The organism is Arthrobacter sp. SAFR-044 (assembly GCF_059414985.1).
The window spans coordinates 47,354-67,620 of the sequence record NZ_JBPFDN010000012.1; the positions used below are offsets into that span (position 1 = coordinate 47,354).

The following is a 20,267-nucleotide window of genomic DNA, read 5'->3' on the forward strand; positions in this document are numbered from 1 at the left end:
GAGACGGATGACGTGAGGCGCTAGCATTGTTTCACGTGAAACAGCTGGCGCCGCATGCACTCGTAGTGGAAGCTAGACTGAGTTTACAACCAAAGAGGGTAATAATCGGGCTTGAAAATCGCGATTCGCTGGGAAGTGCTGGCACTGGTCCCATGTTGCCCATAGGAACAGGAAGGCCTGCCCAGGACCGTCCTCAATTTCATAGCAAGATAGCCTATACAGCGCGGCCCGCCTCCCACCTTGGGGGCTGTGGATAAACTTGTGGATTAGCCCACCGTGTAGCTGTGGATAATCGTGTGGACAAGATCACCATGGCGGGCAGACCTCTGCCCCCTGAGACTACGCCTTCCTGCTAGACCTCGCCCGTTCTCGTCGCGCAGTCGGGCGCTGTGCCGCTGGACCCTTCAAGATGCAGGGCACGACACTTCAGAGAATGCCACCTGGCGTGCGATAAGCCCAGGGCGACCGGCTACCATCGATATCCGTGCGGGTCTACTGAGCTGACTGCCAGCACCCGCCGGGAAGGTAGCATCTCCTACTGCAGTCTCGTACGATGCGGGGCCTCAGTCGATGGCGTGGATCTCACGCGGTGATGGACTGATGCCTGGCCCCTGGGCCGCCACGTGGATGCATGCCTGACCTTTGCTACCGCCGCTGTTCGCGCAGGCCGCATGATCGGTCAACCGTTTAGCGGTATATTCCTACGCCCTCCTTCAAGGCTGGGGCTCGATCATCGTCTAGCGGGTCGCACATCCCTAAAGGAGAATGTGCATATCGTGGGCGATGAGTGCATGGGTATGCCCCCGCCTGCCTATTCCCTGGGGTCTACGCCTGCACCTCGCCGCGGTCCTGTGTCGCATGAACGTTTCACGTGAAACATTGTCCTGTTAGTGGCCGGAGTGCGCCTGAGTGAACAGGACTTGTCCCCCGGTGGCGCCATTGTTTCACGTGAAGCACCGGCGCAACAGAGTGCGGCCTTCCAAGTGAACCGGGGTTGCGTGCGGGTCGTTGGATGGGGATCGCGGACGTGAATGAACAACCCGCAATCATCATTCGCCGATGTTTCACCGGTCCTTGAATCAGCGGGAGGCCGCGGAAACCCGGATGGTGCCCGAGCCAAAGGCTTAGTCTAACGAGTTCCCCGTCCTGCGCTGACCGGGACGCAATGGCACCTAGGCTGTCAGTCCATCCGTGACTGCGGACGCGCAGCTGCCCACCCTCTTGCTGCTCGCCGTGCGGATCCGGGCCCAGCCCATCGGATACCAATGGCCGTGCCCAGCGAATCGGCCCCAAGCGGTATGGCACCTTGGATGTACGTCGTCCGCGGGGAGCTACCACTAGTGTTCTTATGGTCTTCAGACCAGATCCCGCGTCTGCTGGCTGGTGTCGGTGTCACCACTCTCCCGGGCATGAGCACGTCGGAGCCCTAGTGGCTGAGTGGCAAACAACGCTTGGTGTTCAGCGCAGCGCGGACCGAGAAGCTACGCGATGACGGAGACGGCAGATTTCGACCGGGCGCGCCGGGTTGGTCGCGTATTCCGGGTTATCGCGAGCGTTGTCGTTCGTGTCGATCCACGACTGCAATCGCCTTCCCCTGGTCGTGCGGCCGCTGCAAGACGGATACTGCGTCTCAATGTAGTGGATAGCTGACGTCGCCGCTGCTACTGGTAGGTCCTGCGCAAAAGGATACTCGAATAGTGTTCGTGACTAGTAAGTTTGAAGGCATCTGGGGAGCCTGAAGTGGTGTACGCTGCCGCGCACCACGCACAGGCGACCAATCCTCGCATCATAGTGGAGATTCAATCTGCAAGTATGGAGACTGACCCCGGTAAGGGGATGCAGCTTAGAGGACAAAGAGATGCTGCCTCGTTTCACGTGAAACATCCTCCCAAGACGCATGCCGATCAGGACTCGCAGGCTGCTCCACCCCGATTTGGGGAGGCCGGGACCTCGACGGACTCCCCGGAGTCTCTGAAGGGATCCGGCGGGGTATGCGCGTTTCTATCCCCTGTCGCCCTCTGCCTAGATAGTCCGTGGGACGCCTGCCAGCATCAGGGCGACAGCAGTGGTGGGTTGAAGAGATGAAGCAGGCAGGAGACTCAACACGAGGACGCTTATTCCCGGACGACGCGTCTCCATTGCGCGGTGTCTCTGCAGTAGTCGTGGGTGTACCGTGATCGAGGGCGGTTACTGAAGTGCGGGTTCAGGGACGCCCAGTTGTCGCCTGACTAGCCCACTGGGAACGTTTCACGTGAAACACGTCGTATGACGGACAGGGGCGCTGATGCGGTCTCCGGCACGTGGTCGCCCAGCAACCAGGGGGCCAACACAATAAAAAGTGGCCACCGCCGGTAGGCGATGGCCACTTCAAGCGCTATCTCTGCGCGGGCAATCCCCCACTAAACATCTGAGGGATGCAGGCATCAGGACAAGACGTCAGAAAATTCCTTTTCGAAGAACTGTTTCGGCTTGGCGCCTATGACAGTGCTCTTCACCTCGCCGCCCTGGAAGAGATAGACCGCAGGAATGGAGGTGATTCCATACTGGGCAGCAATAGCGGGGTTGTCATCAACGTTTACCTTGACGACGTCCACCTTCTCACCGTACTCGACTGCAATTTCATCCAGGATAGGTCCCAGCTTGCGGCAGGGGCCGCACCATTCTGCCCAGAAGTCTACGATTACCGGCTTATCGGCGGAGAGGACGTCGGAGCCGAAACTCGAGTCAGTTACATCTTTAGCGTTGCTCATAACCTAATCTTTCTCTTCGAATAACAGTGGGGCAGATTATGCAGGCAGGTCTGCCAGATAGTGTTCAACATCGATAGCCGCAACGCATCCGGAACCCGAGGCAGTGATGGCTTGCCGGTAGGTGGGATCCACAACGTCGCCGGCGGCGAACACACCCGGGAGGCTGGTCCGGGAGCTCCTCCCCTCCACCGCGATGGTTCCTTCAGGCGTCAGATCCAGGACACCCTCAACCAGGTCGGTGCGGGGATCATTACCGATAGCGACAAAAACTCCCGTAACGGCAAGATCGGACACTGAGCCGTCCAACAGATTCTTCAACCGCAGACCCGTGACTTTGTCCGTTCCCAGGACGTCGTCTACGGTGCTGTTCCAGACAAAATTGATCTTTTCATGGGCAAGCGCCCGGTCGGCCATGATCTTGGAGGCCTTCAGCGAGTCACGGCGATGAACAACCGTTACCGATTTCGCGAACTTGGTAAGGAACAGGGCCTCTTCCATGGCGGAGTCGCCGCCACCGATGACTGCGATGTCCTGATCCTTGAAAAAGAAACCGTCGCAGGTTGCGCACCAGCTCACACCGTGCCCAGAGAGCCGCTTTTCGTTGGGGAGGCCCAGTTCACGATAGGCGGAGCCGGTGGAGAGAATGATTGCCTTTGCCTTGAAGGTCTCCCCCGTGGCGATGGTAACCGTCTTCACGGGCCCATCGAGCTCAAGCGCGGTCACATCCTCAAACTGGATTTCAGTCCCGAATCGTGCGGCCTGCTTCTCGAAGTTTTCCATCAGGTCCGGTCCCATGATTCCCTCTGGGAAACCGGGATAGTTCTCCACGTCCGTGGTGTTCATCAATTCCCCGCCGGCGGTCACCGAACCAGCCAGCAGCAGAGGCTTAAGGTCTGCCCTGGCGGTATAGACAGCTGCTGTGTAGCCCGCCGGGCCTGAGCCCACAATAATGACGTCGCGAACGTCCGACGCCGTCTTCTCTTCGATGGTCACTGGACCGTGAACCTCTTCCTTGTTCGACTCGCCTCCCCGTGGAGGCCGGCCACATGGCACAACTGTGTCCGAGTGCTGAATATTCCAGCGCCCGGACGACGTAAAGCACAGCGGAAGACAAAGGTCCCGCCGTATCAGGGCGCTTTTCCCAGACTACAGTCCCTGCTGCTGCAGGATGGATTACAGCAGCCGGGCCGCCGTGATGCCTAAGCGCTACTGGACCTTGATTTCAGCGAGCCGGAGGCCGTAGCCGTAACGGGTCTTGGGGGCCGCCAGCTTGGGGAGCGAATTGATGGAGACGATCACGTACTGTGCCTGAACGGGTTCCGGAAGGGGCATGTTCAGGTCAGTGGACGTGAAGCTGTTGGTTCCCACTGGCTTCGCTCCGTCCATGGAGGGCCGGTCGTTGGTGTAAACGGTGATGTTGCCGCCCGATCCACCGAGCTGGGAGAGGGTGATGGATGAGATGGTGGAAGTGCCCTTCAACTTCACAACCAACGGGACCCCCTGGGGAGCCAAACCGCCCCAGTTCTCCGTTGCGAATTCCATGTCGGACCAGTAGCTGGCCGCGTTACCGTCATACGCCTTGATCAGGTCGCCGTCGAACGTGGCGGCGAAGTCGAAATTCCCCTGCCGGCTGACGCTCTCGATGGCCGGAGGAACAACCGGGGGCGCCGATGGGGCTGCTTGCGTTGCCGGTGCAGAGTTTTGCGGAGCACCGGTGGTAACGGGCGCGGCCGTGGGCTTGGCCTGCGGTTCTGACGTGAAGAGGCTTCCGAGGTTGGTTACGGCGAAGATGAGGCCGGCGATCAGGACAACAGCGAGCAGACCCCCGACCAGCCAGCGCATGGATCGCGGCTGGCTTTCGGATGCGTCGCGGTCATCGTCGTAGTCGTCTCGGTCAGCAAAGGAGACGCCGGCGGTAGCGGGCGCTGCCGTGCGGGCAAAGAGCGCGGATTTGCTCTTGACAGGACGAGGCTCCTGCGGGGCGTGATCCGTGTCTTCGTGGTGGTCCTGGTCCCCCGGCTGGGCGTAGTCGTCGTTGGACCACAGGGAGACCTTCGGCTTACGTTCTTCAGCGGAAGGCTGGGTGACTGACGAAGTGTTGGCCTGGGCAGCTGTAGCGTTCGGACCAGTGTCCGCCTCTGCGGAGACTGCGCGGCCCGGCGCGGTTACGGCATCATGTGCCACGGGCTGGGCGGCAGTGGCGTCGGGGTCCATCCGGGAGGCACCCGTCCCCGTCTTGGCAGTGGCGGCTGCACCGGCAACACCGGCAACACCGGCGGCAGCTGCTCCGGCGCGGCCCCTCGGCGTGGGCTGACTGGAAGCGGGACGGACCGGCGGCCGGGGCGGAACGGCGGGAGCTGACCGCTCAGGAGCTGAACGGTAGGGATCAACCTGGTTGGGGTGCGAATCGGCGTAGCTGATGTAGCCTGCTTCGACGTGGTCTTCTTCGTCGTACGGTTCGGGCTCGTGTGACCGCGCCTGTCCGAAGATTTCACTGCCCAGGGTGTCCGTGAAGAACGGCTCCACGTATGGCGGGTTGGGGGCCACCACCAGGTCCAGGAGGTCGGCGGCGGACGTGTGGTTGGTGATGAGGTAGGTGGCGTCCTCGGTGACGCCAAGGTCCAGGACCTGCACGGTTCCGGGACGTTCGCCGGTGGCCACTTCGCGGGCGCTTTGCGCAACCTGTTCCGTGTTTTCCGGTCCGGCAACCAGGATGCTGACCGGGCGGTTGAGGACCTGGTCCACACCATCCAGCACCAGATCGTGGTCGTGCGAGGCCAGCACTGTGGCGGTGACCTTGTAGCGGCCGCCCAGTACTGATCCGACATCGATCGGGTTGGACACGTGTTCCTCCTAGACTGTCCGGGATTGCCGGCCTCGATAACGCAACCGCCCTTCAGGTGCCCGCGCACGGCCTGCCCTGAATGCAACTACCCCTGTACCTGTTCGATCCTAGCCGATCCGCCCCGGACGGCCGCGGAGAAGACGGCCGCGGGGGCGCACCTGGGTTACTTTTTGCGCTTGCGCCGGCTGCTGAAATACGGGTTCTCACCGGCTTTGCCCTGGTAGGTCCGGCGGCCGGGGAGCGGAATCTGGTCGCTGAGCAGGCCGCCGCGGGCCGTGCCGGGCTGGTCCTCGCCCGGCAGGTAGGCTTCCTCGGCACCTTGCCGCGCCCCGTCGTCGTACTTTTCCTGGCGGCGGGCCCCACGCTCCGGATCCGGGCCCGCACGGAAGGAGACGGCGTCGAACTCGCCTGAAATCCGTGGGATGAGGCCGGTGTCCACCGACGTGGTGGCCCGCTCCGGACGCTGACCCTGGCCGGAAGTTCCGCCGGCAGGAGCGGACGACGGCGCGTCCCCGGCTTCAGGAGCAGGGGCCGGGCCGCCCCGGCCAAACCGTCCCAACAGGGGCCGCAGCATATCGCTCAGCTCAGAGACCCGGAACAGCCTGAGCAGCAGGAAGTAGACGGCCAGCATGACCGGCCCTGCCACGGCCACCGTCACCAGCGCCTGGAGTCGCCCGCTCCATGCGAACCCGTCGGGGTTGTAGCTGCCCATCAGCCAGAGCGCGCCGGCACCGGCAATGGCCGAGCCCAAGGCCGCGTACCCCATGCGGATGTAGGAGTTGGCGATGCGCGGCCCATCGAGGCTGCCCAGCATGCGGCGCAGGAAGAACGCGCTGATGACCACGGAGAGAATGTTGCCTGCCATGTAGAGGACGGCGATGGCGTAGATGATCTGGCCCACCGGCAGGAACTGGATGGCAAAGGCGCCCGCCACGTACACCACTGCAAGGAGCAGCTGCACGTAGAACGGGGTGCGGGCGTCCTCGTTGGCGTAGAAAACGCGGGACATCATGAAATTGGCACTCATGAACGGCGTGCTGAGGGCCAGGATGGTCAGCGTCTGGGCGAGCATGACGCCGTCCTGGCGGAGGCCGCCCGAGAAGAACATGCCCAGCGGACCTGCCAGGGCGAACAGCGCCAGCGCTCCAAAGACGGTGGCCACAGCCATGGTCCGGAGACCGTGAGAGAGAGCATCCCGCAGTTCCGCACGATTGCCCTCCTGTGAGGCGCGGGTCATGCGGTTGAACAGCACCGTGGCAAGGGAGAGGGCGATGATCGAGTGCGGCAGGAGGTACAGCTGGCTGGCCACCTCAAGGACGGCGTTGCCCGGAAGGGTGGAGGCGGAAGGGTCCCCCGCCTCCTGCAGCCGGATGCGCTCAGCGCCGGGGATAGTGGCGATGCGCATGACGTACAGGAAAGCCAACTGCCCGACGGCGGCCGTCAGGAGCGTCCACACGCTCAGCCTGGCTGCGTGGCCGAGTCCCACTCCCCGCCAGCCGAACCGCGGCCGGAGTCCCAGCTTCAGCCGGAAGACCGGCACCAGCAGGATGGCCGTCTGCGACAGCACGCCAATGGTGGAGAACCCTGCGATCAGCAGCGTCTGCGTGGAACCCCAGTTGTCCAGGGTGTGGGGACTGAACTCGTTGGTGCCGAAGATCCAAATGAACATCCCCAGGCCGGCGATAGCCACCACGTTGTTCAGGATGGGTGCCCACATGGCAGGGCCGAACGCGCCGTTGGCGTTCAGGACCTGGGTGAGCAGGGCGTAGAGGCCGTAGAAGAAGATCTGTGGCAGGCACCAGAACGCGAACGTCACCGCCAGCGCCTTCTGCTGTGGCGAGTACCCCTGCGTGGTCAGTTCGATAACCCCCGGCGCCGCCAGGGTAACCAGCGCTGTCAGCCCGAGGAGGAGCAGGACAGCCAGCGTCAGCAGCCGGCTGATGTAGTCCGCTCCCCTGTCCGGAGCCTTGCTGGCCTTGATGATCTGCGGGACCAGCACTGCATTGAACACGCCGCCGGCCACCAGCAGGAAGATCAGGTTGGGCAGGTTGTTGGCATTGATGAAGGTGTCATTGACCGTTGAACCGAGGCCCAGGGCGGTGCCGAGCATCCAGGTCTTGCCGAAGCCCAGGAAACGTGAAACGAGCGTCCCGGCAGCCATGATGGCGCTGGAACGGGTCTCGCTGACGCCCGCCGCTGCAGGCTCCGCAAGGTCCGGGGCCGCCGGCTCAGGGGGTACGCCGTCGGGCGCGGCGTCATCGGGCCGGCCGGACCGGTCGGAAGGAAAGTTGGTAGCTGACATCGACTTCATCGTCTCACCCGCGGGCACTTAACACCGCAATGGCGACGGCGGCGTCCGGGCTTAAAGGTGCCCGGGCAGGACCTCGCGGGCGAGGTCGGCGATGCGGCGTTCGTTGGGGAAGGACAGCTTCCGGGCCAGTTCCTGGATGGGTACCCAGGCCACGTCCACGGCTTCCTGGTCCGGATCGTTCTCGATCGTCAGCTCGCCGCCTGTGGCACGAAGGAGGTAATGGTGCACGGTCTTGTGGACCCGGTGGCCGCTGACGGTGAACCAGTAGTCGATGCTGCCCAGCGGAGCCAGGATGGTGCCCTCGATGCCGGTTTCCTCGGCAATCTCCCGGACCGCGGCCTCTTCGTTGTTTTCCTTGCCCTCCGGATGGCCCTTGGGCAGGCACCACTCGAGGCGGCCACCCCTGTTAAGGCGGGCGATAATCGCCACCCTCAATTCGGCGTCGGACGTGTCCACCACCACGCCACCGGCCGAGACTTCCTCAACCGTAGGCAGCGATGCCGGTGCCGACTGCTGGGCAGGGGCAACGTGCGCACCGATTGCCGACGGCAATGGTGCGTTTGTCCTCCTGCCTGGAGCGCTCGGTACTGGATGGGCCATGGAGTCCACTCTAACGACTGTTGCCCTCCGGTGATGACCGGAACATGACAGCAACATGGACGGGATATGACGTACTTTCCGGAGGGGATCGCGAATCAGCGCGGATCGTGACGCTTTTTTGGACTGCCAAGCCGCTGGTTTCTGCCAAGCTTAAGGAACTATGGCGCACGCACATCACAAGATTGATTCCCACACTGTCGACTTCAAGGTGCCCCCGGTGGTCCTGGAGCTCGGGCAGCGCTTCGTGGACGCCGGCCACGAGTTGTCCCTGGTGGGCGGTCCCGTGCGTGACCTGTTCCTGGGCCGGACCTCCCCCGACCTGGACTTCACCACTGACGCCACGCCGGACCAGACCGTGGCGCTGATCAAGAAGTGGGCGGACAACTTTTGGGAGATCGGCCGGGCGTTCGGCACCATCGGCATGCGCAAGGCCGGTTTCCAGATCGAAATCACCACGTACCGGGCCGAGGCCTACGATCCGGACTCCCGCAAGCCGGTAGTGGCATTTGGCTCCTCGTTGACCGATGACCTGCTGCGCCGCGACTTCACCATCAATGCCATGGCGCTGAAGCTGCCTTCCATGGAGCTGGTGGATCCCTTTGGCGGCGTGCGTGACCTCCACGCGTCCGTGCTGGCCACGCCGGGCGCCCCCGAGGCTTCCTTCTCTGATGATCCGTTGCGGATGATGCGGGCGGCCCGGTTCGCCGCCCAGCTGGGCGTTTCCGTCCGCGATGATGTCCGGGATGCCATGACCAACATGGCCGACCGGATCAAGATCATCTCCGCGGAGCGGGTGCGGGATGAACTGGTCAAGCTGGTCTGCGGGGCCCGGCCGCGGACAGGTATTGACCTCCTGGTGGACACGGGACTGGCCGAGCACGTGCTGCCCGAGGTGTCCGCCCTCCGCCTCGAGTCCGACGAGCACCACCGTCACAAGGACGTCTACCAGCACTCCCTGCAGGTCCTGGAACAGGCCGCGGAGCTGGAAACGGACGCGGAGGGCCCCGTTCCCGGGCCGGACTTCGTGTTGCGCTTTGCGGCATTAATGCACGACGTCGGGAAGCCGGCTACGCGCCGTTTTGAACCGGGCGGCGCGGTGAGCTTCCGCCACCACGACATGGTGGGTGCCAAGCTCACCAGCAAGCGCATGAAGGCATTGCGGTTCGACAATGACACCACCAAGGCCGTATCAAGGCTGGTGGAGCTCCATATGCGCTTCTACGGCTACGGCGACGCCGGCTGGAGTGACTCCGCCGTCCGGCGCTACGTCACGGACGCCGGGCCGCTGCTGGAGCGGCTGCACCGGCTGACGCGCTCGGACGTCACCACCAGGAATCAGCGGAAGGCCGAACGACTGGCCTTCGCCTACGACGACCTTGAGTCACGGATTGCCGTCCTGCGTGAACAGGAGTCCCTGGACGCGGTGCGCCCGGATCTGGACGGCGCGCGGATCATGGCCCTGCTGGACCTTAAACCCGGACCTGTTGTGGGGCGCGCCTACAAGTTCCTCCTTAATGAGCGGATGGAACACGGCCCGCTGCCCGCCGAAGAAGCGGAGGCGCGCCTGCTCCGCTGGTGGGCCGAACAGCCTGAATCAGCACCTGCCGGACCTGGGGCCGAAGCCCCTCCCGCCGTCGTCGAACCTTCACCCGTTGAGGAGTCCAAGTGACCAATCCCGCCCTTGCCCCGCGCCCCCAGCTCTGGATCCTTCGCCACGGTGAGACCGAATGGTCCAAGAGCGGACAGTACACCGGGCTCACCGACCTTCCTTTGACCGTGGAAGGTGAGCAGCAGGCCGTGGAGGCCCGCAAGGTGCTGGACGGTGTCGATTTCGACCTGGTGCTCACCTCCCCGCTGCGGCGTGCGCGGCGGACAGCCGAACTGGCAGGTTTCCCCGATGCCCGGCACGAGCCGCTTGCAGTGGAGTGGAACTACGGCGACTACGAAGGCATCAGCTCCGACCTGATCCGCAAGGACAACCCCGACTACCTGATCTGGACCCACGGCGTGCCCAACGGTGAAACGCTGGATGAGGTCGCCGCCAGGGCGGACAAGATCATCGGCCGGATTTTGGAATCCGGGATGGACAACGTGCTGATCGTGGCGCATGGGCATTTCTCCCGGATCCTGACCGCCCGCTGGCTGGAATTGCCGCCCACGGAAGGGCGGCACTTTGTCCTGGGGACGGCGAAGGTCTGCACCCTGGGATGGGATAAGAAGACTCCTGCAATTGTCCGCTGGGGCCTGTAAACGTTACTTTTCGGGAAGTTTTACTTTTTCCCGGTAAATTGCTGGTAATTTACGGAATCCTGCGGTACTTTTATTCCTGACCCCACGGTGATCCACTTGGGCTCCAGACCGCATTGCAATCCACGCAGCGGACAGCAGAAAAGGAGGTTGGGATAATGATGACTTTGACTGGCGAATGGAATGCCCGCATCAATGCGTTCCCGGCCTTTGCTGATTCCGCACGCGTTGCCCCGGTCAATGCCGGCACGGGTGGGCCTGTCACCCTCCCGGTCCAGCTGCGGCGACGCTAGCCCGCACCGGCCTTCCCTGCCAGGACTGCCGCTGCGGTATCCGCCCAGCTCCTACCGACTGCGGACCGCTGCGATTCCCCGCTGACTCCGTGAAACAGCTCTTGGCGTAGCCCGTGCCCTGCCTTCGAACGGTCCTCCTCGGAGAACCTGGCATTTGGCTTTTACAGTTCCCCAACAGCTTGTTTTGTAGCCGGCCCTGTTTAATTGCGCTGACTTAATTCACTGATTTCCTTTTTGGAATTCCCGCACCGCTTTAGCATGCCCTTTTGCGCCCGACAACGGTGCTGATTTACGGTGCCCTTTTTCATTCCTGATTATCAAAGAAAGGAGGTGGTTCCCTTGATACGACGAATCCTGGTTCTCCTGTCCCGGCCTCTGCAGCGCCGCAGTTCCCTGAACAGTGCCCTGCTGGAGCAGCACCGGAACGACGTGTTCGTGCTGATGCACCAACAGTTGGGCGGACTGCGCTGACAGGCGGCCCCGAACCTGGGGGAAGGGGCCGGCTGTAAGCTCGATCCCATGCACGAGACCCAGCCGCCGGAGGATTCACGACGGCCCCGCATCGTGGTGCCCAGCCGCAGTGATTCCCTGCTGCGGAATTTCACCGAGGTGATCGGCGGTCCGCTGGGGACCAGGGCTGATCCCGGTGCGGTCACATCGGGCATCTTCACCGTGGAGCGGGTACTCATTGCCCTCACGGCACTGGCAGCCCTGCTGGGGATCCTGCTCAAGGGCTACTGCAGGGCCAACGGGTGGGCGACGCCCACACAGTTCTATGCCACCTGCTACTCGGACTTCCCGGAGCTGTTCCGGAACCGCGGCATGGCGGCCGGAATCTTTCCCATCCTGGGCAGCGGCAGCCAGTTTGAATACCCGGTGCTCATCGGTTTAATCGCGGGGCTGACGGCATGGCTGGTGCCAGGTGGGGATGTTAACGCCCAGGCGCTGGCCTACTTCGACATCAACGCCGTGCTGTTGGCTGCCGTGGCGATGCTCACCGTGGTGGTGGTTGCCCGTATGCCAGGCCGCCGTCCCTGGGACGCCGCCATGGTGGCGGTGGCGCCGGGAATCGTGCTGGCCGGAACCATCAACTGGGACCTTTGGGCTGCGTGCCTGCTTGCGTTGGGGATGTACTTCTTTGCCCGGCAGCGCCTCGTTCCCGCCGGAGTGATGATCGGCCTGGCAACAGCCACCAAGGTGTATCCGCTCCTGGTGCTGGGGGCCATCCTGCTGCTTGCGGTGCGCACCGGAAGATGGCGCCCGCTGCTGGTAACCGCCGGCAGCGCGACTGCCACGTGGCTGGTGGTCAATCTGCCCTTCGCTGTCGCCAACCCATCGGGTTGGGCGTATTTCTTCCAGTACAGCGCCGATCGGGGTGCCGGTCACAGCTCAGCCTGGTTCGCCTACAACCTTGTGGCTGACAGGCTGGGCTGGTCCGGGCTTGGTGCCGAAGGCGTCAGCGTTCTGTCCGCGGGACTCTTTGTGCTGGCCTGCGGCGGGATTGCCGCTGTTACCCTGACGGCACGCCGCCGCCCACGGCTGGCACAACTCGCATTCCTGGTTGTGGCTGCCTTCATCCTGACCAGCAAGGTCTATTCGCCGCAGTACGTCGTGTGGCTCATTCCGCTGCTGGCCCTTGCCAGGCCGCGGTGGCGGGACTTCCTGGTGTGGCAGGGCATCGAAGCCCTGCATTGGGCTGCGATCTGGATGTACCTTGGTCAGGTGACCAGCGCAGGTTCCTCCCAGCACAACCTGGACATGCCCTATTACGTCCTCGCCGTAGCCGCGCACATGGCCGCGGTGGGCTACCTCATGGCACGGGTCGTCTGGGATATCTACGACCCCGCGTACGACCCCATCCGCCGGCACCATCTTGATGATCCGCACGGCGGCCCTTTCGCGAATGCGCCGGACCGCTTTCGGTTGAATCCATTCCGGCCGGGCGCCTCGCTCCTTCCTCCGAAAGCAAGGTCCCATGCCTGATGTCGCGGTAGTAGGCTCCGGTCCCAACGGACTTTCGGCAGCAGCGGTCATGGCGCGGGCCGGACTGTCAGTGGAGGTCTTCGAGGCTGCAGCCAAAATCGGCGGTGGCACCCGGACCACGGAGCTGATGCGGCCGGGGTACTTCCATGACGTTTGCTCCGCGGTGCATCCAATGGCCGTTGCATCCCCTTTCTTCCGTGCCTTCGAGCTGCCCCGTCGGGTGGAGCTGGTCACTCCGGAAGTTTCCTTCGGTTCGCCGCTGGACGGCGGCCGCGCAGCGCTGGCCTACAAATCACTGGACAGGACAGCGGCGGAACTGGGGCAGGACGGACCCGCCTACCGGCGGCTTATGGAACCGCTGGTCCGGCATATCGACGATGTCATGGACTTCACGCAGAACCAGCTCCTCCGGATTCCCCGGAACCCCCTGGTGGCGGGGATTTATGGACTGCGGACCTTGGAACAGGGGACCGGATTGTGGAACGCCAGGTTCCGCGACGAACTTGCGCCGGCCCTCCTCAGCGGTGTGGCTGCGCACGCAATCTCCCATTTGCCCTCCCTCGCAGCCTCCGGAGCCGGACTCATGCTCGGCGCCCTGGGGCACGCCGGCGGCTGGCCCATCCCCCGCGGCGGCTCGGCAGCAATAGCGGCAGCGCTTGCCGATGACATCCGGGCCCACGGCGGCGTTATCCACACCGAAACCCCGATCGACCGGCTGGAACAGCTTCCGGCCTCCCGCACCACCCTGCTGGACGTGGCGCCCCGGGGGCTGCTGGACATGGCGGGGAACTCCCTTCCCGCCCACTACCGCAGGGCACTGGAGCGTTTCCGCTACGGCAACGGCTCCTGCAAGGTGGACTTCATCCTTTCCGGGCCGGTGCCGTGGCAGGCAGCCGGGCTATCCGACGCGGGGACGGTCCATGTGGGCGGCACGCGGGCTGAACTCGCGCGTTCGGAGAACGAGGTCAGTGCCGGACGCCACCCCGAACGGCCGTATGTGCTCGTGGCGCAGCCGTCCCGCTTCGACTCCAGCCGCGCACCGGAAGGCCGGCACGTCCTGTGGACCTACTGCCATGTGCCGTCCGGCTCGACGAAGGACATGACCAGCCAGGTGGTGGCCCAATTGGAACGGTTCGCGCCGGGCTTCCGCGACCTGGTGGTGGAATCACATGTCATCACCGCGGCGGAGCTGGCTGAGTACAACCGCAATTACATCGGTGGCGACTTCAGCGCCGGTGTGATGGACGTCCGCGGGCTTGTCCAGAAACCGGTGGTTTCCCCCGTCCCGTGGCGGACCCCGCTGCTGGGTGTCTACCTCTGCTCGTCGTCAACACCTCCTGGCCCCGGGGTCACGGGCATGCCCGGGATGCACGCGGCAAAGCACGCCCTCAAGGACATCTTCAAGTTGCCGGTTCCGGCATTGGGGCTTTCCTAGGTTCCGGTGGGTTGGTTTACACCCCCGGGGTGGCGCCGCAGCAGGACGGCCCGGGGGATAATGGCGCCATGGGGAAATCAACAAAACTTTCGCTTGCCATAGCTGGGCTCATCCTTGGTACCTCGCTGGTGGCCTGCGATGACGGAAAATCCGGGGCGGAAGCCGCGGCCCAACAATTGGCCGGCGCGGTCTCGGCGCTGGACGTAGGGTCTGTGGCTTTCGAAGGCAAGGACGCCGCAGCGGCCAACGACCAGCTGCACCAGGTTTTCGCCGCCCTGGATCCGCAAAAGCCCGCGGTCCAGTCCGGCGCACTCACGCTGGACGGGGACAAAGCCTCCGCACCCTTGAACTACACCTGGAAGTTCGGCGATGCCGAGTGGAAATACACCATTTCGGCGAACTTCAAGAAGTCCGGTGACAAGTGGCTCACCGTCTGGGACCCGGCTATCCTGGCCCCCGGCCTCGCGGACAGCGAGATCGTGACCAAGGGATCCCAGTCCCCCCAGCGCGCTGACATCCTTGGTGCCGGTGACGTCCCGCTGGTGACCTACCGTCCCGTGGTCAATGTGGGTATCGACAAGCCCCAGCTGGGTGCCGCAGACCCTGCCGAGTCCGCAGGCAAGCTGGCGGCACTGGTAGGGGTGGACCCGGCCGCCTATGTGCAGCAGGTCAAAGCGGCCGGCGCGCAGGCCTTCGTTCCAGCGATCACGCTGCGTGAAGAAGGCCGCACTATCTCCGATGAGCAGATCCAGGCCATTCCCGGCGCCCGCGGGATTCCGGCATCGATCCCCCTGGCCCCGAGCAGGACGTTTGCCCGCGCGGTCCTTGGCTCGGTGGGTGAAGCCTCCGCGGAGCAGATTGAGGCATCAAACGGCGCCCTGCTCCCCGGTGATGTCACGGGCATCGGCGGGCTCCAGCAGCAGTATGACGAACAGCTTCGCGGATCAGACGCCGTCGTGATCCGCGCGCAGCGGGCAGACCTGACCCGCGAACAGATCCAGTCCGCGGGAACGGATCCACGGCGCGTCCTTTTCCAGGTGGCGCCCAAGCCAGGGACGCCGCTGAAGACCACGCTCGATCCCCGGCTGCAGTCGCTGGCCGAAACCACGTTGGAAAAAGTGGGTCCGGCATCAGCGATCGTGGCCCTCCGTCCCTCCACCGGTGCCGTGCTGGCCGCAGCCTCGGGGCCGGGCAGCAACGGCTACAACACGGCCATGCTGGGGCAGTACGCCCCCGGCTCCATCTTCAAGATGGTGGATTCCCTGGCGATGTTCCGCAACGGAATGACTCCGGACTCCACCGTCCAGTGCACCCCGACGCTCACAGTGGACGGACGGACCTTCAAGAACTCCGAAGGCTACCCCGAAACCTCGCTGGGCGCAGTCACACTGCGGGACGCCTTTGCGCACTCCTGCAACACCGCCTTCATCTCACAGCGCGACGCGGTTTCACAGGGCCAGCTTGAAGCCGCCGCCACGTCCATGGGGGTGGCGGTCGAGGCGCCCAAACTTGGTGCGGAAGCCTTCCTGGGGTCCGTTCCCGGCCAGGCCCAGGGCACGGAACACGCCGCTTCCATGATCGGGCAGGGCAAGGTGCTGCTGTCGCCCCTGGCCGCTGCGATCATGGCCGGATCGGTGGCCAAGGGCGCCCCGGTCTCGGCGCAGCTGGTCCTGAATCCCGACGACGGTGCTCCCGCCGTCGGGACCACAGCAGGCTCCACCGCTCCAGCAGCCGAAGCATCGGCGACGGCCACCGCTGAGGCGCCCTCCACGGCGTCGGACAAGCCCATCACCGCAGCGGAGGCGGCAGCGCTGGCCGACATGATGCGCGCCGTGGTCACCTCCGGGCATGCAGGCTTCCTTTCCAGCGTCCCCGGTGCTCCGGTGGGCGCCAAGACCGGAACGGCCGAGTTCGGCACCGAAAATCCGCCCAAGACCCACGCCTGGATCGTGGCCGTCCACGGAGACCTGGCCGTGGCCGTGTTCGTCGAGGACGGCGGCCTGGGCGCCACCACGTCAGGCCCCCTCCTGAAGCAGTTCCTCACCGCCGCGGGCTAAGGACGGGCGTGGGAAGATTGACGGCGTGGCCCATATTGACGTTTCCGGCATTGACTACTTCCTCTCCGACGGCACCCAGCTCCTGAACGGGGTGACCTTCAAGGTTCCGGACGGCACCAAGACCGCCCTGATCGGGCCCAACGGAACGGGCAAGACAACCCTCTTCCGGATCATCGCCGGGGACCTGGTTCCGGATGAAGGCGTCATTGGGCGCTCCGGAAACATGGGCATCATGCGCCAGTTCGTGGGCCAGGTACGGGACGGTTCCACCGTCCGGGACCTCCTGGTGTCCGCTGCTCCCCCGGCCCTCGCGGCAGCCGCCCGCGAGGTGGATGAAGCCGAGACGGCCATGCTGGAGCACGACGACGAGTCCACCCAGATGCGGTATGCCCAGGCGATCGTGGACTGGGGCGATGCCGGTGGCTACGACGTCGAAACTGTCTGGGACGAGGTCTGCATGGCCGCGCTGGGACTCCCTTTTGACCGCGCGCAGCACCGCCCGGCGTCGACCCTTTCCGGCGGCGAGCAAAAGCGCCTGGTGCTGGAGGCACTGTTCGCCGGCCCGGACGACCTCCTGCTCCTGGACGAGCCGGACAACTACCTGGACGTCCCCGGCAAGCGCTGGCTGGAGGAAAAACTGAATGACTCAAAGAAGACGGTCTTCTTCATCAGCCACGACCGTGAGCTGCTGAACAACGCTGCCGGCCGGATTGTCACCCTGGAGCCCGGAATCAACGGAGCCGCGGCATGGATCCACGGCGGTGGCTTCGGCTCCTATGTCGAGGCCCGCGCGGACCGGAACGCGCGCTTCGAAGAACTGCGCAAGCGCTGGGACGAGGAGCACATCAAGCTCAAGGAACTCGTCAACATGTACAAGAACAAGGCCGCGTTCCGCTCCGATATGGCCAACCGGTACCACGCCGCCCAGACCCGGCTGGCAAAGTTCCTTGAAGTTGGGCCACCCGAGGCGCTGCCCATTGAGCAGAATGTCCAGATGCGGCTCAAGGGCGGCCGGACCGCCAAGCGCGCCATCGTGGCGGAACGACTGGAGCTCACCGGGCTGATGAAGCCGTTTTCCACCGAGGTGTGGTTTGGTGACCGCGTCGGCGTGCTCGGATCCAACGGGTCCGGCAAGTCCCACTTCCTCCGGCTGCTCGCCACCGGCGGCACCGACCCCGAACGCGAACACCTGCCGGTCTCTGACGTCGAAATAGCGGAGGTCCCGCACGAAGGGACCGTGAAGCTCGGGGCGCGGATCAGGCCCGGCTTCTTCGCGCAGACCCATGTCCGCCCCGATCTGCTGGGCAAGACCCTGCTGGAAATCCTGCACCGCGGCGACGAGCACAGGTCTGGGCTGGGCCGCGAGGCCGCAGCAGGCGCCCTTGATGGCTACGGCCTTGCGGGCCAGTCGGAGCAGAAGTACGAGTCCCTCTCCGGTGGCCAGCAGGCACGGTTCCAGATCCTGCTCCTGCAGCTCAGCGGTGCCACCCTGCTCCTGCTGGACGAGCCCACGGACAACCTGGACCTGCATTCAGCCGAAGCCCTGGAGCGCGCCATCGACCACTTCGAGGGGACGGTCCTCGCGGTCACCCACGACCGCTGGTTCGCCCGGACCTTCGACCGGTTCCTGGTGTTCGGCTCGGACGGAAAAGTGTACGAGTCGGCGGAACCGGTGTGGGACGAACAACGGGTAGAGCGTATTCGCTGAGGTGTCCATCCTCCGTGATCAAATGATCAAGAGTTGATAGCATTTGATCATGAAGACGGATGAGCGGCACCGGACCATTGCCGACGTCCTGCGGCACCGGCCAGAGGTGAGCGTCGAAGAGCTGATGCAGGCGTGCGGCGCTTCCGGTGCCACCATCCGCCGCGACCTGGAGGTACTCGCCGGCCACGGTGTGCTTCGAAGGGTCCACGGCGGGGCCAGGAGTTTGATAGGGCAGGGGCAAAACCCTGGGTACGGACAGCGGGAGCTGGAGGAACGGGACGGCAAGAAGCGGATTGCGGCTGCCGTCGCCGGCCTCCTGGCCGACCGCGAACACGTCTGGCTCGACAGCGGAAGCACCGCCACCGCGGTGGCGCGGGCCGTGGCAGGCAGGGAGCTGACGCTGATGCCCATGTCGCTCCAGGCCCTCAACGCGGCGGCTGAAGGGGACGGTGCCGAGGGCTCACGCCCGGCGCTGCTGTTGCCCGGGGGCAGCGTGGTACCCGGCGAACTCTGTTTCCGCGGACCCTTGGCCGAGTCCAATATCAGGTCGCTGCGCTTTGATACCGCAGTGCTCACGCCCTGTGCCGTGGACTTCAAGGATGGCCTCCTTGCCCACGATCTTGAAGATGCAGCAGTCAAGACAGCCGGCCTGGAATCAGCAGGACGTGTGGTGGTGGCCGCCTCAGCCGCGAAGTGGCAGGCCCATGCCCGTGTGGTCGTTGCCGCCCTGGCCCGGGTGGACGTCATCGTCACGGACCGAAAATTCAGCGCACAGGACAAAGCCGAACTCGAAAAATACTCAGTGGAAGTAGTGAGCGTATGAGCACCAATACCGGTACGGAACAGCAGGCAGGATTGAAGGCCGCCGCCGTGGCCACCTTCGTGGTTTTCGGAATCAACGGACTTGTTTTTGCCAGTTGGGCCGCCAGGATCCCCTCAGTCACCCAGACGCTGCAGATCACCTCCGGCCAAATGGGCACGCTGCTTCTCTGCACGGCTGTGGGCTCCCTGCTCGCGCTGCCCACCGCCGGCCTGGTGGTGGGCAGGATAGGAACGGCCAACACCGTGCGCTTTGCCGGGCTCCTCGCGGCGGCCGCGGGAGTGGGCATTGCCGTGTCACTCCTGGCCACGTCCATTCCCGGGACCGCGGTGTCCCTGTTCTTCTTCGGCATTGGTATTGGCCTCTGGGATGTGGCACAAAACATCGAAGGGGCCGACGTGGAGCATAAGCTCCGCCGGACCGTCATGCCCCAGTTCCACGCGGCCTTCAGCGGCGGGGCTTTCGTAGGCGCCCTCGTGGGGGCGGGTCTGTCAACCCTGGGCGTGGACCTGCCGCTGCATCTCCTGGTGATCGCAGCCGTGGTGGTGCTGGTGGCACTGACCGTGCCGCGTTACTTCCTTCCGCATATATCGACTGCCCCCCTGGAAGGGGAGCCGAAACCGGCTAAGGGACCGTCGGCGTGGCGGGACAGCCGGACCCTGCTCATCGGTGTGGTGGTACTGGGCGCCACCCTGACCGAAGGGGCCGGCAACGACTGGATAGCCAAGGCCTCCGTGGACGGGCTTGGCACCTCCGAATCAACCGGCGCCCTCATGTTTGCCTTGTTCGTCCTGGCAATGACCGCGATGCGGTTCCTTGGCGGCCGGGTCATCGACAAGTACGGACGGGTGGCGGTACTTCGGGCCAGCATGGCAGCCGCCGCCGCAGGACTGGGCCTGTTCGTGCTGGCATCCAACATCTGGGGGGCCGGAATCGGTGCGGCCCTCTGGGGAGTGGGTGCCGCCCTGGCCTTCCCGATGGGCATGTCCGCGGCCTCCGACGACCCCAAGCACTCCGCGGCCCGCGTGTCCGTCGTATCCACTTTGGGGTATATATCATTCCTGGCAGGCCCGCCTTTGCTCGGCTACCTCGGGGACCTCACCGGCATCCACACCGCACTGCTGGCAATCATGGCGCCGATCCTGGTGGCGCTGCTCCTTGCCGGCGCGGCCAGGCCGCTGCCCGTGGGGCAGGAGCCTGCCGAGCGGGAGTAGCTGA

15 protein-coding genes are annotated in these 20,267 nt (G+C 64.5%); 10 read left to right on the plus strand and 5 right to left on the minus strand.

Annotated elements, in window-relative coordinates; all coding sequences use genetic code 11:
- Nucleotides 1-2,423: 2,423 nt before the first annotated feature.
- The 5 genes from trxA to ACR65J_RS17140 all read right to left on the minus strand — a co-directional run bounded on the left by trxA (nt 2,424) and on the right by ACR65J_RS17140 (nt 8,458).
- On the minus strand, nt 2,424-2,750 hold the full coding sequence (trxA, locus tag ACR65J_RS17120; RefSeq protein ID WP_440171322.1) for a thioredoxin: 327 nt from the start codon (nt 2,748-2,750) through the stop codon (nt 2,424-2,426).
- Between the two features lie 36 nt (nt 2,751-2,786).
- Entirely contained in the window at nt 2,787-3,743 is a 957-nt protein-coding gene (gene trxB, locus ACR65J_RS17125) for a thioredoxin-disulfide reductase (RefSeq protein WP_440171324.1), read from the minus strand.
- A 213-nt stretch (nt 3,744-3,956) separates the two neighbouring features.
- Nucleotides 3,957-5,594 carry a discoidin domain-containing protein gene (locus tag ACR65J_RS17130; RefSeq protein ID WP_440171325.1) on the minus strand — a complete coding sequence of 546 codons (1,638 nt, stop codon included), beginning with the start codon at nt 5,592-5,594 and terminating at the stop codon, nt 3,957-3,959.
- 164 nt (nt 5,595-5,758) lie between these two features.
- Nucleotides 5,759-7,897, minus strand: coding sequence for a murein biosynthesis integral membrane protein MurJ (murJ, locus tag ACR65J_RS17135; RefSeq protein WP_440171327.1), 2,139 nt, complete (start codon nt 7,895-7,897; stop codon nt 5,759-5,761).
- Nucleotides 7,898-7,957: 60 nt separating this feature from the next.
- Entirely contained in the window at nt 7,958-8,458 is a 501-nt protein-coding gene (locus ACR65J_RS17140) for an NUDIX hydrolase (protein WP_056335973.1), read from the minus strand.
- A gap of 208 nt (nt 8,459-8,666) precedes the next feature.
- On the opposite strand from ACR65J_RS17140, the gene ACR65J_RS17145 reads away from it, so the two are divergent.
- The 10 genes from ACR65J_RS17145 (at nt 8,667) to ACR65J_RS17190 (ending at nt 20,263) form a co-directional block, all read left to right on the plus strand.
- A complete protein-coding gene (locus ACR65J_RS17145; protein WP_440171329.1) occupies nt 8,667-10,175 on the plus strand; it encodes a CCA tRNA nucleotidyltransferase in 1,509 nt (502 codons plus the stop codon).
- The gene (locus ACR65J_RS17150; protein WP_141182849.1) at nt 10,172-10,756 is read left to right on the plus strand and encodes a histidine phosphatase family protein; all 585 of its coding nucleotides are present in this window, start codon (nt 10,172-10,174) and stop codon (nt 10,754-10,756) included. The genes ACR65J_RS17145 and ACR65J_RS17150 overlap by 4 nt, the downstream gene beginning before the upstream one ends.
- A gap of 155 nt (nt 10,757-10,911) precedes the next feature.
- Nucleotides 10,912-11,046, plus strand: a complete 135-nt coding sequence (locus ACR65J_RS17155; protein ID WP_440171331.1) for a hypothetical protein — start codon at nt 10,912-10,914, stop codon at nt 11,044-11,046.
- Nucleotides 11,047-11,385: 339 nt separating this feature from the next.
- Nucleotides 11,386-11,517: a hypothetical protein gene (locus ACR65J_RS17160; RefSeq protein ID WP_440171333.1), complete on the plus strand. Its 132-nt coding sequence runs from the start codon at nt 11,386-11,388 to the stop codon at nt 11,515-11,517.
- Between the two features lie 48 nt (nt 11,518-11,565).
- Nucleotides 11,566-13,029: a glycosyltransferase family 87 protein gene (locus ACR65J_RS17165; protein WP_440171335.1), complete on the plus strand. Its 1,464-nt coding sequence runs from the start codon at nt 11,566-11,568 to the stop codon at nt 13,027-13,029.
- A complete protein-coding gene (locus tag ACR65J_RS17170; protein WP_440171337.1) occupies nt 13,022-14,464 on the plus strand; it encodes a phytoene desaturase family protein in 1,443 nt (480 codons plus the stop codon). Before ACR65J_RS17165 ends, ACR65J_RS17170 begins: the two co-directional genes overlap by 8 nt.
- Before the next feature lie 68 nt (nt 14,465-14,532).
- Nucleotides 14,533-16,521: a penicillin-binding transpeptidase domain-containing protein gene (locus tag ACR65J_RS17175; protein ID WP_440171339.1), complete on the plus strand. Its 1,989-nt coding sequence runs from the start codon at nt 14,533-14,535 to the stop codon at nt 16,519-16,521.
- A gap of 25 nt (nt 16,522-16,546) precedes the next feature.
- The gene (locus ACR65J_RS17180) at nt 16,547-18,229 is read left to right on the plus strand and encodes an ABC-F family ATP-binding cassette domain-containing protein (RefSeq protein ID WP_440171341.1); all 1,683 of its coding nucleotides are present in this window, start codon (nt 16,547-16,549) and stop codon (nt 18,227-18,229) included.
- Nucleotides 18,230-18,278: 49 nt separating this feature from the next.
- Nucleotides 18,279-19,052, plus strand: coding sequence for a DeoR/GlpR family DNA-binding transcription regulator (locus tag ACR65J_RS17185; RefSeq protein WP_440171343.1), 774 nt, complete (start codon nt 18,279-18,281; stop codon nt 19,050-19,052).
- Nucleotides 19,049-20,263: an MFS transporter gene (locus tag ACR65J_RS17190; protein ID WP_440171345.1), complete on the plus strand. Its 1,215-nt coding sequence runs from the start codon at nt 19,049-19,051 to the stop codon at nt 20,261-20,263. Before ACR65J_RS17185 ends, ACR65J_RS17190 begins: the two co-directional genes overlap by 4 nt.
- Nucleotides 20,264-20,267 lie beyond the last annotated feature (4 nt).

Excerpts from the sequence above, each read along its gene's own strand:
- trxA (WP_440171322.1), bottom strand. The coding sequence starts at position 2,750 with ATGAGCAACGCTAAAGATGTAACTGACTCGAGTTTCGGCTCCGACGTC.
- murJ (WP_440171327.1), bottom strand. The coding sequence starts at position 7,897 with ATGTCAGCTACCAACTTTCCTTCCGACCGGTCCGGCCGGCCCGATGAC.
- ACR65J_RS17145 (WP_440171329.1), top strand. The coding sequence starts at position 8,667 with ATGGCGCACGCACATCACAAGATTGATTCCCACACTGTCGACTTCAAG.
- ACR65J_RS17155 (WP_440171331.1), top strand. The coding sequence starts at position 10,912 with ATGATGACTTTGACTGGCGAATGGAATGCCCGCATCAATGCGTTCCCG.
- ACR65J_RS17165 (WP_440171335.1), top strand. The coding sequence starts at position 11,566 with ATGCACGAGACCCAGCCGCCGGAGGATTCACGACGGCCCCGCATCGTG.
- ACR65J_RS17170 (WP_440171337.1), top strand. The coding sequence starts at position 13,022 with ATGCCTGATGTCGCGGTAGTAGGCTCCGGTCCCAACGGACTTTCGGCA.
- ACR65J_RS17175 (WP_440171339.1), top strand. The coding sequence starts at position 14,533 with ATGGGGAAATCAACAAAACTTTCGCTTGCCATAGCTGGGCTCATCCTT.
- ACR65J_RS17185 (WP_440171343.1), top strand. The coding sequence starts at position 18,279 with ATGAAGACGGATGAGCGGCACCGGACCATTGCCGACGTCCTGCGGCAC.
- ACR65J_RS17190 (WP_440171345.1), top strand. The coding sequence starts at position 19,049 with ATGAGCACCAATACCGGTACGGAACAGCAGGCAGGATTGAAGGCCGCC.